Here is a 13,175-nt window from a genome sequence, read left to right on the forward strand (position 1 = left end):
ATAGCGCAAGACGGAGAACGCGCACGGCTACATCCGCTTGTCGTGCAGTGCCCCGCCGCTGAGGTCAACCATCTCGGGCGTGACTTCCGCGAACCGCAGCATCTTGCCGCCATATTGCGCCACGAAGGTGCGCGCATCGGCCTCCTGCTGGAAACTGGCAAGCGTCGGGCCCATCGAGCCATGGCGCTTGCTGCCCTGGACGTAGAAGCCCTTCCGGGCATCGAACCAGTTGCCGCGGGGGCGCTCCCAGTCGGCCTTCGCCATATCCTGCACGAACACGGCGCGAATCGGCCTTGCCTGCTCCGGCCGCAGCAAGGTGTTGAACATCTCAACCGTGTCGCAACACCAGTGTGGTCGCGCGTCCCCAGTGTAATAAAGCTGGGCCTTCGGACCTGGGTAGTCGCCCAGCAACATGCCATCGAGGTCGCAGGATGTGGCGGCGTCGATCTCCACCGGGGCGATGGTGGTGTCGGTTTGCTTGCTGCACGCAGCCATGGCGAGCAGGCCGGCCGACCCGGCCAGGGCAACCGCCAGAAGGCGGCGACGATCATGGTTCATAGTCGAAATCTCCAGGCAGCCAGCGCTAGCGGGGCCGCGATCCACCCCAGCATCGCGCCGCCCATGGCCCAGGGGTTGCCCAAGGCGGGCGGAACGATGCTGACCAGACCCTGCAGGCCGCGCAATTGCTCCAGCGAGAACACGTTGAGAATGCGGAAAATATCGGTCGGATTGAGGAGCAGCACGTACGCCAGCGCCTCGCCGCCGAAGCTGCCACCGCTGGCTACGAGCAAGCCGAGCATCAGCAGGTCGAACACCAGTACAAAGCCGAACCACAGGCCGATGGCGGCTCCGGACGCACGCGCACGGTCTCGGCTGGTGACCGAGATCAGCAGCGACAGGCTGAGAAACACCAGCCCCAGCAGTATCGAACTGACCACGAAGCCAAATGCGTGGAACAGCCCGACCCAACCAAACTGTTGCCAGAGCAATACGACCATCAGCGCGAATCCGGCCAGCGTGGAAAGCGTAAGCGCCACCGCCAGCCCAAGGTATTTGCCGAGCAACACTTCGAACCGCGTCACAGGCAGGGCCAGCAACAGGTCCAGCGAGCCGCGCTCGCGCTCGCCCACCACGGCATCGAACCCAAGTAGTAGCGCAATCATCGGGATCAGATAGATGACCAGGCTGACCAGGCTGGTGATGACGAACTCCAGCGAGCGCGGCCCGAGCGTCCCTTGCTCGGCGCCGCCGAAGTAGCAGATCACCAGCGAGAACACCGCGAACACCGTGGCCACCGCCAGTACCCAGCGATTACGCAGGCGATCGCGCAACTCCTTGGCCGCGAGGGTGACCACCTGTCTGCACTCGATAGCCATCACGCCGCCTCCTTCAATCCGAAGAACACGTCTTCCAGCGTCGGCTCCTGAATCTGCAGATCGAGCAGACGCCAGCCCATGGGATGCAGCGCCCCCAGGACCTGCATCTTGAGAGACCGCCTGCAACGCAGGATCAGCTCATACTCGGCGCGCCCGTTCTCGAGTTCGACGCCCTGCGCGCGCAGTGGCGCAAAGTGCTGCCACAACGCGGCACGCGCGCCGCGCTCGACGCGCAATGCCAGCGTCACCGGCAGATCAAGCTGCCGGCGCAACTCGGCCACGCTGCCCACGGCCAGGATGCGTCCGTTGCCCATGATGGCAAGGCGATCGATCCGTTGCTGCAACTCCGCCAGAATGTGGGAAGTGATCACGATGGTGACGCCCTGCTCGCGCAGCGCCTGGAGCATGGCGTAGAAGTCGTGAATGGCCGCCGGATCCAGCCCATTGGTGGGCTCGTCGAGAAAAACGACGCGCGGCGACCCCAGCAGCGCCTGCGCGAAGCCGAGCCGCTGCCGCATGCCCTTCGAATAGGCCCGCACCGGCTTCTCCGCCGCGCCAGCCAGCCCTACGCGCGCGAGCAACGGCTCGCAATCCGCCAATGGCGCCCCTTTCATCCGGCCGAAGAAACGCAGCGTCTCGAGTCCGCTCAGGTTGTCGTAGAGCACCAGATTCTCCGGCAGATAGCCGATCTGGCGGCGCGCGGCCCTGAACGCGGCCCCGCCCACGGATGCCCCGGCGACGCGAATATCGCCTTCGCTGGCAGCGATCAGGCCCAGCATCATCCTGAACAAGGTGCTCTTGCCCGCGCCGTTGTGGCCGATCAACCCGAACAGTTCGCCGTAACCGATTTCCAGATCGACGTCGTCGACGGCCCGGACAGCGCCATAGTCCTTGCAAACGCCACGCAGCGCGATGGCGGCCTGCCCTTCAACGTGAATGTGCTCTGTCACGCCAGGTACTCCAATTCTTGTTGACGGGCTGCGCCCGCGGATAGGCGTCGACGACGGTCGGCACGCGCAGAACGGGGAACTGCCGGCTCACGAAGCGCAGTGCCTGCACGGCAGGGCTGGCCAGTAGCAACTGGACGCCCGGATGACGCCAGATCAGGCGGTCGACGACATCGCTGGCCTCATAGGGCAGATCGCCAATGCCATCGCCATCGCGGTCCCAGCCGAGGTAGTCGCTCCAGAAGTTGCCCTGATCGCGTTCCGACGGTTTGCGCCCGCCCCAGGGTTCATCGCGCGCGCCCAGATAGCGCACCTGTTCCCGGTTGCCGATGAAGTCGTTGCCCTGCACCACGTTGCGCGTTGATCCGGCCGAAAGGTGGACGCCGACCTGATTGCCGATGACCAGGTTGCCGCGCAACTCCGTGTATTCGACGTCGTAGATAAAGAACCCACGGTCATTGTCGGCGACGACGTTGTTCTCCACGCGCGAGTCCTGCAGCGTGCGCAGCATGATGCCGTGGTCGGCATTACCCCAGGTCCGGTTATTGCGCACGACCTGGTCGCGCACCTCCATCAACGCCAGCCCGCCGCGATTGTTGTAGCTGTCATTGTCCTCCCACAGGTTGTAGTAGGAGTTCATGTAGTGCGTGCCGTAGCGGCTATGGTGCAGCCGGTTTCCCTTGAAGATCGCGTGGTGCGACACATCGACGTAGAGCGCATCGCGCACAAAGCTGATGTTGTTGTCGATAATGCGGGCGCCTTTGGTGTTGTAGAGCTGTACGCCATTGCCGCGCTGCGCGGAGTTGTAGTCGCGCTTGCCGGTGATGGTATTGCCTTCGACGCGCACGTCATCCGCCTTTTCGATCCACAGGCCGAACAGGTTGTAGGTCAGGTCGCAATGCCGCACCACGGCGCGGTGCGCCCCCGGCAGGATATTGATGCCGGCGTTCTGGTCCTTCAGGCTGTCTCCGGAATCGCGCACGATCAATCCCTCGATGACGACGTCCGACGCGGTGACGCGCAAGGTGTCCCCGTGCTGGCCGCCGCTGATCGTCGGACGATCCACCCCGCGCAGCGTCAGGGCCTTGCCGATCACGAAGTTGCCCGTGTACGTGGCGCGTTCGATCTCCAGCACGTCGCCGGGCCGCGCCGCATCGATCGCCGCCTGGAGCGGCCGCCCGGGCGCAACCCGCACGGTCGCGCCCTGTGCGCCCGTCAGCCATCCTGCAAGAAGAATCAGAATCGGGACCCACTTCATACCTGGAGCAACCCAAGCGCCTTCAGCATCAGGAACAACGCGGCGCCAATTAGCAGGTTCTTGAATCCGACGTAGCTGAGCATGTCCATCACGGTCGCGCGCCGGTAGTTGGAACGCCACCACGGGCCATCCTTGACGTACCGCTTGCCGGACAAGCGAATCAGCACCTCGTAGACGCTCCAGCCGAACCACCACGCGATGATGGCGCCCGACGACATCTGCCCCATGGCAGCCAGCACCCACGCCACGCTGGCCGCCAGCGCGAGCGAGATCCCGGCAATCTGCAAGGCACGGGCCGATGCCCAGCCGTCGCTGCTCCATGGCCAGAGGTGGTCGCGCAGTTCCAGCAGGAGCCAATACGCACCACGAGCCCCATCGCGCCCCTGCGGGGACACGCGGTCGGTCTGCATGCGCGGGTCCGGCCCTTGCGCAACGCGCGGGTTCATGGGCACTGGCTGGATCGGAATGTAATAGCCATCCAGGCCGATCGGCGTGATTTCCAGGCCGTCCCGCTCGCGCCGCTTGCGCTCCTTGGCCAGCGGCGGGCAGCCCTTGACGTCGGTGTACAGCACCATGCAATCCAGGCAATGCAGGCATTCACGATGATCGATACGGCCATCCGCGTCGATCGCCTGTGAGCCGCAGCCAACCGCGCATGCCTTGCAGCTATTGCAGTCCTGCTTGCGACGCAGGCCGAACCAGCGGAAGGTACTCGGCATGGCCAGCGCCGCGCCGAGCGGGCAGATGTACTTGCAGTACGGCCGCTCGATGAACAGTGACAGCCCGAGCAACGCGCAGACGAACAGCCCGTACGGCCAGGCCCGGTTGCTGATACCCACAAGGAACGTCGTCTTGAACGGCTCCACCTCCGCGAGCTTCTCTGCCAGCCCCATGGAGAACACCGACACCGTCAGCAAACCAAAGAAGATGACGTACTTCAACCACTTCAGCCGGTCGTGCCAGGCCCGCGGCAACGGCCGCTGCCAGCGTTTGAAGCCGATCCGGCCGCCAATCTTGTGGATGGCCTCTGACAACGATCCGAATGGGCACAGCCAGCCGCAGAACAGGCCCCGTCCGAACAGGAACACGGTCAGGATGATGAAGATCCAGAAGCAGAAGATGAACGGGTCGGTCAGGAACAACGACCAGGTCCACTGGAACAACAACGCGTGGAACCACGTCAGCACCTGCGTGATCGAGGGCTGCGCCATCGCGCCGAAGCCAACAAACCCGATGCTCAAGGCCCACGCGCTGTACTTGAAGAGGTTAACCGGCCATTTGTTCTTGTGGGTCGAACGGCGTGTCAACCGCTCACGCATGGCATACACCACCCCGACCACCAGCAGCAGGGCCACGAACAGTGCGATCTCGATTGCACGCGCGCGCCAGATGCGACGCCAGGGCGCCTCTGGTTCCTCGATGCGTGGACGACCATCCTGAAGCAGCTTGTCGGGCATCCAGTATGGCGCATCGAACGTGACGAAGCTGCGCACGCCTGACGCGCGATCGACCCTGTTGCCGAGGAACGACAGCTTCCACGGATACGCCGAAGAGAATGCCGGCGAACGGATGATGAAGATTGCCGATTCGGTATAGGCAGGCGCGCCTTGGGCCTCCAGCCCATACAGGTTCAGGTAGTCCGAATCGCGGAACGTGAACGAGTCGGCCCCCTGCTTGATCTGGATGCGATCGTAGATGCCGCCGCGCACGAACCCCGATCCCTTGAACGACGCCGCGCCCGCCGTCCGGATCACGAAGATCGCGTGCTCGTCAGGCTTGAGTTGCGAATGCAGGTTGCTCCATGCCAACTGGCCAAGCAGGCTCGCGCCCAGGTCAGGATGATTGAGATCGCCAAACCAGAGTTCGATAAACGGCTCCGAAGCGCGTTCCAGTCCAAGCTGTTCAGGCCGGATCAGCAACCGCTGCACGCTGCCTTGCTTGACGGCGTCGGCCCAGCTCATGGGCTTGCCGGTCACGGCGTACCGCGCCGGTTCGCGTCGTGCCTGCTCAAGGATGCCGACCTCGCGCGCCACGGCTGCCGTGGCGGTGGTCAGCACCTGGTTCTGGGCGATCACGGTCACGGTCGCCCCGGAAATCGCATCGACCCCAAGCACGCCCTCGTCGGGCCGCGACTGCCCCACTTCGATCTTGTCCTTGACCGACTTCCCGATGTACTGCTTGTTGAAATTCAGCAACGCGGATTCCGGAATCCCCAGCAGCAGGATCGGCTCCGAGTGCTTCAGTACCTTGATACCGACATAGTGCCCCTGCGTATCCATGCCGATCAACGTCACCACCGGCTTGCCCGAATACGCCGGGATGTCGGTGATATCGGTGGACAGCATCACATAGCCCAGCAACGGCGCCTTGCCATCCTGCTCGGGACCGTAGGCTTCCACATACGGCGGCTGCCCCTTGCGCTCGGAAAAGCGCACGGCGCCGGGAAACACGTCGGCGCATGGCACAAGGGCGCACATATCCCTGGCCTCGCCCAGATTAGGCGGCAACGCGGCCTCATAGGCGGCGTGATCCGCCAACGCGGTCTGCATGCACAGGAACAGCAGCAGAAAAAATGCGGCCAACTTGGCCGCGAACTCCTGATTACCGGACTGCATCGTGCTTCATCGTCGCGTGTGCCGAAATCCGGCACACGCGCGCCTCCTGTCAGAGTCAGGCTTCAACAATCATGCGACTGCGCATTTCGAGATGCAGTGCATGGCAGAAATGCGTGCAGTAGCACCAGAACACGCCTGGCTTGTCGGCAACGAACGTCACCGACGCGGTTTCCTGCGGATTGACGATGAAGTTGACGTTGTACTTCGGTATGGCGAAGCCGTGCGTCAGATCCTCGATCTTGTCGAGATTGGTAAGGATCAGCGTCACCTCGTCGCCCTTCTTGAGCTTGAACTCGCGCAGACTGAACGCCGGCGCCTGGGACGTGATCTTCACCGTCACCTTCTTGCCATTGCGGAACACGCCAGAGTCTTTCGGATCCTTGATGGCCAGCGGGAAGTCGTCCAGCGCGTAGACCTGCTTCGGGTGCAGCAGCTCGCGCTTGAAGATGATGAAATCGTGCGGCTCCGGACGAACCGGATGATCCTGCAGCAGCACCATCTTCTCGCCGGAGATGTCGATGAACTGCTCGTTCTCGGGGTGCAACGGCCCAACCGGCAGGAAGCGATCCTTGGAGAATTTGCAGCCAACCGCCAGGAACTTGCCGTCGGCGGCAACCGTCTCCGATTGCGACGCATTCAGGTGGCCCGGTTGATACTGAACATCGAGCCTGTCCACCACGTACTTGGCGTTCTTGTCGCCGTTGTGGAACTTGATGGCCGCGTCGACGTTCCACTTCACGATCTGGCTGTCGAGGAACAGCGTGGTAAAGGCGTTGCCGCGTCCGTCGAATGCCGTGTGGAGCGGCCCCAGGCCCAGTTCGACCTCGGCCACGATGGCGTCGTCGATCTTGGCAAGCTTGCCGTCGAACCACTCCAGCACGCGCGAAACGTCGATCACCGTGGCGGTAGGCGAGAGCTTGCCGGAGCAGATGAAGTACTTCTGATCCGGGCTTGCATTCACGCCGTGCGGGTTCTTCGGCACGGACACGTAGGCGGTCAGCGCCTTCGTCGCCTCCTGGTTGCTGGCGCGGGTGCCATCCACGACCGGAACCTTGGCATCACCGATGGTCTTGAACTTGCCGGCCTTGACGGCCTCCTCGATGCGGGCGACGTTGAAGAACAGGCAGGCATCGCGTTCGGCGGACATCATGTCCTCGTAGTGCACGCCCATCTCGGTGTTGTACTGGTTGGTGGCGGCGAGCTTGCCGTCATACGACGTCGCTACCATATCGCAGTTGCCGTCGATCAGCACCTGCCAGCGTACCTCCATGGTCTCGGCATCGACACAGGTGAAAAGCGAGTGGTACTTGCTGCCGTCTTCCGTCGGCACATTGGGCAGCGGGATCGAGAACTCACCGCCGCAGAACACACGTGTCGTGTAGTTGATCTTCGGGTCGACCGGGTCGCGCTTGTCCGGAAAGATACCGTGGAAGCCCTGGACGTTCGGCAGTTCCGTGATCTTGTCGCAGATGAAGTAGTCCAGCCGCACGCGAGCCAGACGCGCATTGATCTTGTCGTTGATCCACGCGTAACGGCCGTCGTAGTTGCCGTCCTTGTAGGAGGCGTGAACGTGGTGGGTATCGCCCACCGTGTACTTCAGCGTGCCGTCCGGCTTGGTGCCCATCACCTTCCTGGACTCGTTGGTAATGCCCCAGCCCACCAGCGCATCCGGCACGAAGCACGGGATGCGATGAATTTCGCGACCTGACGGCATGCCGAACACGCGCATATCGCCGGTATGGCCGCCGCTCCAAAGACCGTAGTACGTGTCCAGTTCACCAGGCTTCGGGTGCAGGCCCGCGATTTCGTGTCCGGACGCAGCCGGCGCCGCAGCACCCGAAGCCGGTGCAGCGGCTCCCGCGGCTGGCGTTCCCTTATCCGTGCAGGCCACCACCGTCGCCAGCCCGGCCAGTGCCGCCGTGTTCATGAAGCGACGTCGCCCCAGCACGCTGGGCGCATTGTCCTGCGATGTCGTTAGCGAATCTTGCTTGGTCATCATCGGTCCTTGAATCGAATCTCACATGGCCGGACGCGAGCGCGCCAGCCGTCTTTTCCTTCTCGGTCTCTCTTCAACATCTCGATCCCTCTGCGGTTCTTCAGCTTCTCTTGGCAGAGCGATCTTCCGCTTGCGATTGGGGTAGGCGCTTGACATAAGTCATGTGCATCACAAAATAGGCATTTGCAATGCATGTTTGCAGGAGCAAAACATCCACAATGCGGAGCGTGTTGATTCACGAAGCTTTGATGCCCCGCTAAAAGGAGAAAACGATGCGTATCAAGACCCTGTTGCTGACACTGATTTGCGGCGCTGCTCTGGCGGCCTGCGGACAAAAGGAAAGCGCCGCACCTGCGCCGGCCGAGGCCACCGCGGCACCAGCACCGGCCGCTGCGCCCGCGGCTACTGCGGCCACCACCAGTGAACCCGAGAACGCGCTGGGCAAGCGCACGTATGGCTCGGTTTGCTCGATGTGCCACGCGGCAGGCGTGGCCGGCGCACCCAAGCCAGGCGACAAGGCCGACTGGGGTCCGCGCATTGCCCAGGGCAACGACACGCTTTACAAGCACGCACTGGAAGGCTTCACCGGCAGCAAGGGATCGATGCCCGCGCGCGGTGGCTCGACAACGCTGCAGGATGACGCCGTCAAGGCAGCGGTGGACTACATGACGGCACAATCCCGCTGACGCCATGCACGCGCTCTCTCCTTCCGGCCTTGCCCGGCGGCGCTACCTGACGGCGGCACCGCTGCTTGCCCTCGGCATGTTCGTCCTGCCGGCATTGGCCGATTCATCGGTCCGGCACGCCTCACGCCGGCTGCTCGGCACGCGGGTGGACATCGTGACCGACGGCGTGCCAGCGGATGCGGCCGCGCAGGCCATCGACGCGGCGTTCGCCGAGATGGGCAGGCTCGAACGGATCATGAGCCGCTATCGTCCGGACAGTCAGGTCAGTGCCCTGGCACGTGCTGCCGGCAAGCACCCGGTACCCATCGCGCCCGAGTTGATGTCGGCGCTCAGGTTGGCTAGCGAGGTCTCCGCGCGCAGCCAGGGCGCCTTCGACATTACGGTCGGCGCGTTTGAAGGCTGGAACTTCGATCCGGGCCATGAGCAAGTGCCCGGGCAAGCCGAACTGACGCAAGAGCGACCACTAGTGAACTACCGTGATGTCGTTCTGGACTCAACGCGCGGTAGCGCCTATCTACGGCGTCCCGGCATGAAGCTGGATCTGGGCGGCATCGCCAAGCTCCCGATCCTGCAAGCCGGCATGGACGTGCTGCGGCAGCAAGGCATCTCGAATGCGATGCTCAATGGCGGCGGCGACGTGCTGGTCAGCGGCAGGCTTCAGGGCCGCGACTGGCGTATCGGCCTGCGCGACCCGCTTGCGCCGGAGCGATTGCTGGGAGTAGTGGCGATCACCGATGGCGTCGTGGCGTCGTCGGGCGACTATGAGCGCTGCTTTGCCCGTGATGGCCAGCGCTATCACCACATCCTTGACCCTCGAACCGGCCTGCCAACCCGGGGGCCGCACGGGGTCACGCTGGTCGCGCGCAAAACAAGTGACGTCAACGGCCTCGGGGCCGCTATCATGGTGGCTGGTACAGCGGCAGGACGGAGCCTGCTGGGGCCCATGGCTAACGTGGATGCTCTGATTGTCGGGCCCGGGTCTCATCCATGGATGTCCGAAGGCATGGCGACCCGTATGCGGTCGTGAAACTATGATTTAGCGCATGGCTTCACGTGGGGAGCCGCGCTACCCTCCCACTCCTGACGCAGAGACACTAGCAGAATAAAGCCGAGCGGCCCCGGTTCGGGGTGCGGCCGCAGACAGTCCGCCAGGACCGATCAAGGCCGCGCAACGACGCCGGGATCATTTTGATGGTGTCTCTACCTGTCTCTAAACGCCCCCTCCGCCCTAAACAGGTGCAGAGACTCACCGGAGTTGCTGTTGAAACGCTTGCTTGCTTTCCTCCTGGGTACGCTCAGTCTGACCTTGCTCGCCCTGAATACGATTTTCTGGTGCACGCCGCTGTTCGTGCTCGCCGTGATCAAATTGCTGTTGCCGTTCGCCGGTGTGCGACGGCTGATCGACCCCATTCTCAACCGCATCGCGACAAGCTGGATCAGTTGCAACGGCGTCTGGATCGGCCTGCTCCAGCGTGAGCCCTGGGCCGTGGAAGGTCTCGGTTCGTTGCGCCCGGACAGCTGGTATCTGGTTAACTGCAATCACCGCTCCTGGGTCGACATCTTCGTGCTTCAGCGCGTATTGAACCGGCGGATTCCACTGCTGAAGTTCTTCCTGAAGCAGCAGCTCATCTACGTGCCGGTTATTGGCCTGGCCTGGTGGGCGCTGGATTTCCCGTTCATGCGGCGGCATTCGAAAGCCGCGCTGCGCAAGAATCCTGAATTGCGCAACCAGGACCGCGAGACCACGCGACGCGCGTGCGCCAAGTTCGCCCGGATTCCGACCAGCGTGATGACCTTTGCGGAAGGCACGCGCTACACCCCGGTCAAGCATCGGGCGCAATCGTCCCCGTATCGCCATCTGCTCAAACCCAAGGCTGGCTCGCTCGCCATGGCGCTCAACGCGATGGGAGAACAGTTCCACGCGCTGCTGGATGTCAGCATTGCCTACCCGGATGGCACACCCACATTCTGGCAACTTGCCAGCGGTCAGGCTGGCAGGGTAATGGTGCATATTCGGGAACTGCCGATCCCGCCGGACTTCTGCACCAGCGACTACAACAGCGATGCAACCTTCCGCGGTGAATTTCACCGCTGGCTGGGGCAGGTCTGGGAAGAAAAGGACGAGCAGATTGCCACCATGCTCGCCCAAGCCGCTCGGCCCTAGGAGGCCGTTTCAAAAAGATTCTGGCGTCGTGCGGGGCCTTGCCAGAACCGCTTCGCTTCAATCTGAAACAGCTTTAATTGCTCACCACGCTTTCGGAGACCGGCAAGATCTCCGAAAGCGCGAGCTTGATGCTCTGCCAGGTCGCCGCCTCTTCGGCCTCGGTGCATTCTCCGTGCTGGCGCTTGGTTGCCCCGATCCTGTTCAGCACCAGGTGACGCGAGGCAACCACCCCGACACCCTCAAGACAAGCCTTCACGCAAGCAAGCTGACAGCCATCGATCGCCAGAATCGGACGCCCCGACTGCGCGATCCGCGTCAGCGCGGGCACGCGGCCTCCTACCCCACTGATACAGGACATCTCGGCTTGGCCGCTGCGATCCAGCCGGACGGCAAAGGCATTGGCCAGTTGGGCGACACTTGAACACCCTGAGCAGGCGTAGACCAAAGGGAGTCTGGAGCGATCGGACGTAGACATCATGAACTCGGCAGAACAAAGGAAAACAGGCGCCGGGTCGGGCGCCTGACATGGGGAGTGGGAACGGTTCGGCCGTCGTAATCAGGCGCCGCCGCAACCCCCGCAGCACTGACCAGCCTTGGCGGCCGATGCAACCTTCTTGATGGCCACGCGCCAAGTGGCGGGGCCTTGTTCCAGGTAGTCCCAGGCAAACTGGCCAGGACGCTCGATCTGGAATTGCATCTGAAGCGGACGCGGATCATGGTCATTGACTAACTCCAGCGCCTGGCCGACCTCAAGCCCGGTAAACGTCGAGAAAATCAGCGGATGGCGGTCACGCGGCGGGATCGTGCGGAGGTCGAGTTGCGGGTTGGAAGTGGACTGAGACATGGAATTCCTTTCGGCTGGGTATGGCATCCGTAAAGATGCATTTAAATTGCATCAATAGTAGTGAGCGCAATCCGAGGCCGCTTGATGCAGATCAGACCAGCACCCCGACGAGCCCATCAAAGCCGTTGACATGCCTGAACAGCCACGAAAACGATGCCGCACACCGACGCCCCTGTGCTGGCAAAATGATGGTCACGCCGGTTGCGCCCATCGGGATGTGCATCATGGCGCACATTTGCACGCACACGAGGAGCCAGACCGCGATGAGCATGACCAGGAGTTTTGCCGCCACCGAACCGACCCGCGACGAGATCGATGCCCTGCCGGGCGCCACGCTGCTGGAGTTCGGCGCCCCGTGGTGCGGCTACTGCATGCGCGCCCAGCCGTTGATCGAGGAAGCGTTCGGCGGCTACCCGGCCATCCATCACGTGAAGGTCGAGGATGGGAGCGGTCGGCCGCTGGGTCGCTCGTTCCGTGTCAAGCTCTGGCCGACCCTGGTTTTCCTTCGGGATGGCAAGGAAGTAGCGCGGCTGGTAAGGCCGGAAAGTGCCAAGGACATCGCCGCGGCGATGCGGCGCATCCTCCCGTAAGGCAGCAGGACCCAGATACACCCGCCGCTGAAGACTGGGGACTGAAACCTGCCTAGATCTCCAGCGGCATTGCACTCGTGCACTTGATCTCGTCAAGGCACACGCTCGACTTCACCCCGCTCACACCCGGGATGCGCATCAAGGTGTCGAGCAGGAAGTCAGACAAGGACTTCAGGTCCTTGGCCACCACCTTCAGCACATAGTCGATGTCTCCGGTGACGGAGAAGCACTCCTGGATTTGCGCCAGTTCCGCCACCAGTCCCTTGAACTTGGACAGGTCGCGGATATGCCCGCGCTCCATCGTCACATGGATAAACGCCGTGACGCCGAAGCCAAGTGCCGAACTATCCAGCCGCGCCTCGTAGCGCTTGATGATGCCGCCCTCCTCCAGGCGGCGGTGACGCCGCAAAGTCTGCGCGGGCGACAGGCTGATGGCCTCCGCCAGTTCCAGATTCGACGCGCGGCCGTTTTCCTGCAGCACGCCCAGCAAGCGGCGATCCGTGCGATCAAGTTCCGGATGTTGCATTTTCGTTTCCCAAACTAGCCGTTTGACGAAATCTTATCTCATATCCGAGGGTTTTCCTGCGCCTCTAAGGAAATCCTATTTAGCTGGCCGGCATATAAACTTTTCGCATGTCGAGCAGCGTGGGAAGCGCCTCCGGGTGCCCCCAATCCGTTTCCCCGCCGCAATATTATTTC

The 13,175-nt window shown here is 62.9% G+C and carries 14 protein-coding genes; 4 read left to right on the plus strand and 10 right to left on the minus strand.

What is annotated here, in order from left to right:
* Positions 1-27 precede the first annotated feature (27 nt).
* The 6 genes from WD006_RS13020 to nosZ are packed head-to-tail and all read right to left on the minus strand — an operon-like array spanning position 28 to position 8,195.
* Positions 28-558, minus strand: a complete 531-nt coding sequence (locus tag WD006_RS13020; protein WP_029306421.1) for a nitrous oxide reductase accessory protein NosL — start codon at positions 556-558, stop codon at positions 28-30.
* Positions 555-1,376, minus strand: a complete 822-nt coding sequence (locus WD006_RS13025) for an ABC transporter permease (RefSeq protein WP_029306422.1) — start codon at positions 1,374-1,376, stop codon at positions 555-557. Before WD006_RS13025 ends, WD006_RS13020 begins: the two co-directional genes overlap by 4 nt.
* Entirely contained in the window at positions 1,376-2,326 is a 951-nt protein-coding gene (locus WD006_RS13030) for an ABC transporter ATP-binding protein (protein ID WP_029306423.1), read from the minus strand. Before WD006_RS13030 ends, WD006_RS13025 begins: the two co-directional genes overlap by 1 nt.
* Positions 2,304-3,581, minus strand: coding sequence for a nitrous oxide reductase family maturation protein NosD (locus tag WD006_RS13035; RefSeq protein WP_029306424.1), 1,278 nt, complete (start codon positions 3,579-3,581; stop codon positions 2,304-2,306). The genes WD006_RS13030 and WD006_RS13035 overlap by 23 nt, the downstream gene beginning before the upstream one ends.
* On the minus strand, positions 3,578-6,196 hold the full coding sequence (locus WD006_RS13040; protein ID WP_029306425.1) for a NosR/NirI family protein: 2,619 nt from the start codon (positions 6,194-6,196) through the stop codon (positions 3,578-3,580). Before WD006_RS13040 ends, WD006_RS13035 begins: the two co-directional genes overlap by 4 nt.
* 55 nt (positions 6,197-6,251) lie before the next feature.
* Positions 6,252-8,195 (minus strand): TAT-dependent nitrous-oxide reductase, encoded by a 1,944-nt coding sequence (gene nosZ / locus WD006_RS13045; RefSeq protein ID WP_375199044.1) that lies wholly within the window; start codon positions 8,193-8,195, stop codon positions 6,252-6,254.
* 269 nt (positions 8,196-8,464) lie between these two features.
* On the opposite strand from nosZ, the gene WD006_RS13050 reads away from it, so the two are divergent.
* The 3 genes from WD006_RS13050 to WD006_RS13060 all read left to right on the plus strand — a co-directional run bounded on the left by WD006_RS13050 (position 8,465) and on the right by WD006_RS13060 (position 11,042).
* On the plus strand, positions 8,465-8,878 hold the full coding sequence (locus WD006_RS13050) for a c-type cytochrome (RefSeq protein WP_011519340.1): 414 nt from the start codon (positions 8,465-8,467) through the stop codon (positions 8,876-8,878).
* A 4-nt stretch (positions 8,879-8,882) separates the two neighbouring features.
* On the plus strand, positions 8,883-9,905 hold the full coding sequence (locus WD006_RS13055) for an FAD:protein FMN transferase (protein WP_011519341.1): 1,023 nt from the start codon (positions 8,883-8,885) through the stop codon (positions 9,903-9,905).
* Positions 9,906-10,139: 234 nt separating this feature from the next.
* Entirely contained in the window at positions 10,140-11,042 is a 903-nt protein-coding gene (locus WD006_RS13060; protein WP_011519343.1) for an acyltransferase, read from the plus strand.
* A gap of 73 nt (positions 11,043-11,115) precedes the next feature.
* Here WD006_RS13060 and WD006_RS13065 read toward each other — a convergent pair whose 3' ends face one another.
* The 3 genes from WD006_RS13065 to WD006_RS13075 all read right to left on the minus strand — a co-directional run bounded on the left by WD006_RS13065 (position 11,116) and on the right by WD006_RS13075 (position 12,112).
* Positions 11,116-11,517 carry a putative zinc-binding protein gene (locus WD006_RS13065; RefSeq protein WP_035822411.1) on the minus strand — a complete coding sequence of 134 codons (402 nt, stop codon included), beginning with the start codon at positions 11,515-11,517 and terminating at the stop codon, positions 11,116-11,118.
* Between the two features lie 81 nt (positions 11,518-11,598).
* A complete protein-coding gene (locus WD006_RS13070) occupies positions 11,599-11,886 on the minus strand; it encodes a DUF2249 domain-containing protein (protein ID WP_029306428.1) in 288 nt (95 codons plus the stop codon).
* Positions 11,887-11,977: 91 nt separating this feature from the next.
* Entirely contained in the window at positions 11,978-12,112 is a 135-nt protein-coding gene (locus WD006_RS13075) for a hypothetical protein (protein WP_267880306.1), read from the minus strand.
* A gap of 37 nt (positions 12,113-12,149) precedes the next feature.
* On the opposite strand from WD006_RS13075, the gene WD006_RS13080 reads away from it, so the two are divergent.
* Complete coding sequence (locus WD006_RS13080; RefSeq protein ID WP_024570521.1) at positions 12,150-12,476, plus strand: thioredoxin family protein; 327 nt, start codon at positions 12,150-12,152, stop codon at positions 12,474-12,476.
* A gap of 52 nt (positions 12,477-12,528) precedes the next feature.
* Here the strand turns inward: WD006_RS13080 and WD006_RS13085 are convergent, their stop codons facing one another.
* Positions 12,529-13,002, minus strand: a complete 474-nt coding sequence (locus tag WD006_RS13085; RefSeq protein WP_008651063.1) for an Lrp/AsnC family transcriptional regulator — start codon at positions 13,000-13,002, stop codon at positions 12,529-12,531.
* Positions 13,003-13,175 lie beyond the last annotated feature (173 nt).

The organism is Cupriavidus sp. Met-2, from assembly GCF_049843575.1.
GTDB classification, from domain to species: domain Bacteria; phylum Pseudomonadota; class Gammaproteobacteria; order Burkholderiales; family Burkholderiaceae; genus Cupriavidus; species Cupriavidus metallidurans.

Excerpts from the sequence above, each read along its gene's own strand:
- WD006_RS13020 (WP_029306421.1), bottom strand. The coding sequence starts at position 558 with ATGAACCATGATCGTCGCCGCCTTCTGGCGGTTGCCCTGGCCGGGTCG.
- WD006_RS13025 (WP_029306422.1), bottom strand. The coding sequence starts at position 1,376 with ATGGCTATCGAGTGCAGACAGGTGGTCACCCTCGCGGCCAAGGAGTTG.
- WD006_RS13035 (WP_029306424.1), bottom strand. The coding sequence starts at position 3,581 with ATGAAGTGGGTCCCGATTCTGATTCTTCTTGCAGGATGGCTGACGGGC.
- WD006_RS13040 (WP_029306425.1), bottom strand. The coding sequence starts at position 6,196 with ATGCAGTCCGGTAATCAGGAGTTCGCGGCCAAGTTGGCCGCATTTTTT.
- nosZ (WP_375199044.1), bottom strand. The coding sequence starts at position 8,195 with ATGATGACCAAGCAAGATTCGCTAACGACATCGCAGGACAATGCGCCC.
- WD006_RS13050 (WP_011519340.1), top strand. The coding sequence starts at position 8,465 with ATGCGTATCAAGACCCTGTTGCTGACACTGATTTGCGGCGCTGCTCTG.
- WD006_RS13055 (WP_011519341.1), top strand. The coding sequence starts at position 8,883 with ATGCACGCGCTCTCTCCTTCCGGCCTTGCCCGGCGGCGCTACCTGACG.
- WD006_RS13065 (WP_035822411.1), bottom strand. The coding sequence starts at position 11,517 with ATGTCTACGTCCGATCGCTCCAGACTCCCTTTGGTCTACGCCTGCTCA.
- WD006_RS13070 (WP_029306428.1), bottom strand. The coding sequence starts at position 11,886 with ATGTCTCAGTCCACTTCCAACCCGCAACTCGACCTCCGCACGATCCCG.
- WD006_RS13075 (WP_267880306.1), bottom strand. The coding sequence starts at position 12,112 with ATGATGCACATCCCGATGGGCGCAACCGGCGTGACCATCATTTTGCCA.
- WD006_RS13080 (WP_024570521.1), top strand. The coding sequence starts at position 12,150 with ATGAGCATGACCAGGAGTTTTGCCGCCACCGAACCGACCCGCGACGAG.
- WD006_RS13085 (WP_008651063.1), bottom strand. The coding sequence starts at position 13,002 with ATGCAACATCCGGAACTTGATCGCACGGATCGCCGCTTGCTGGGCGTG.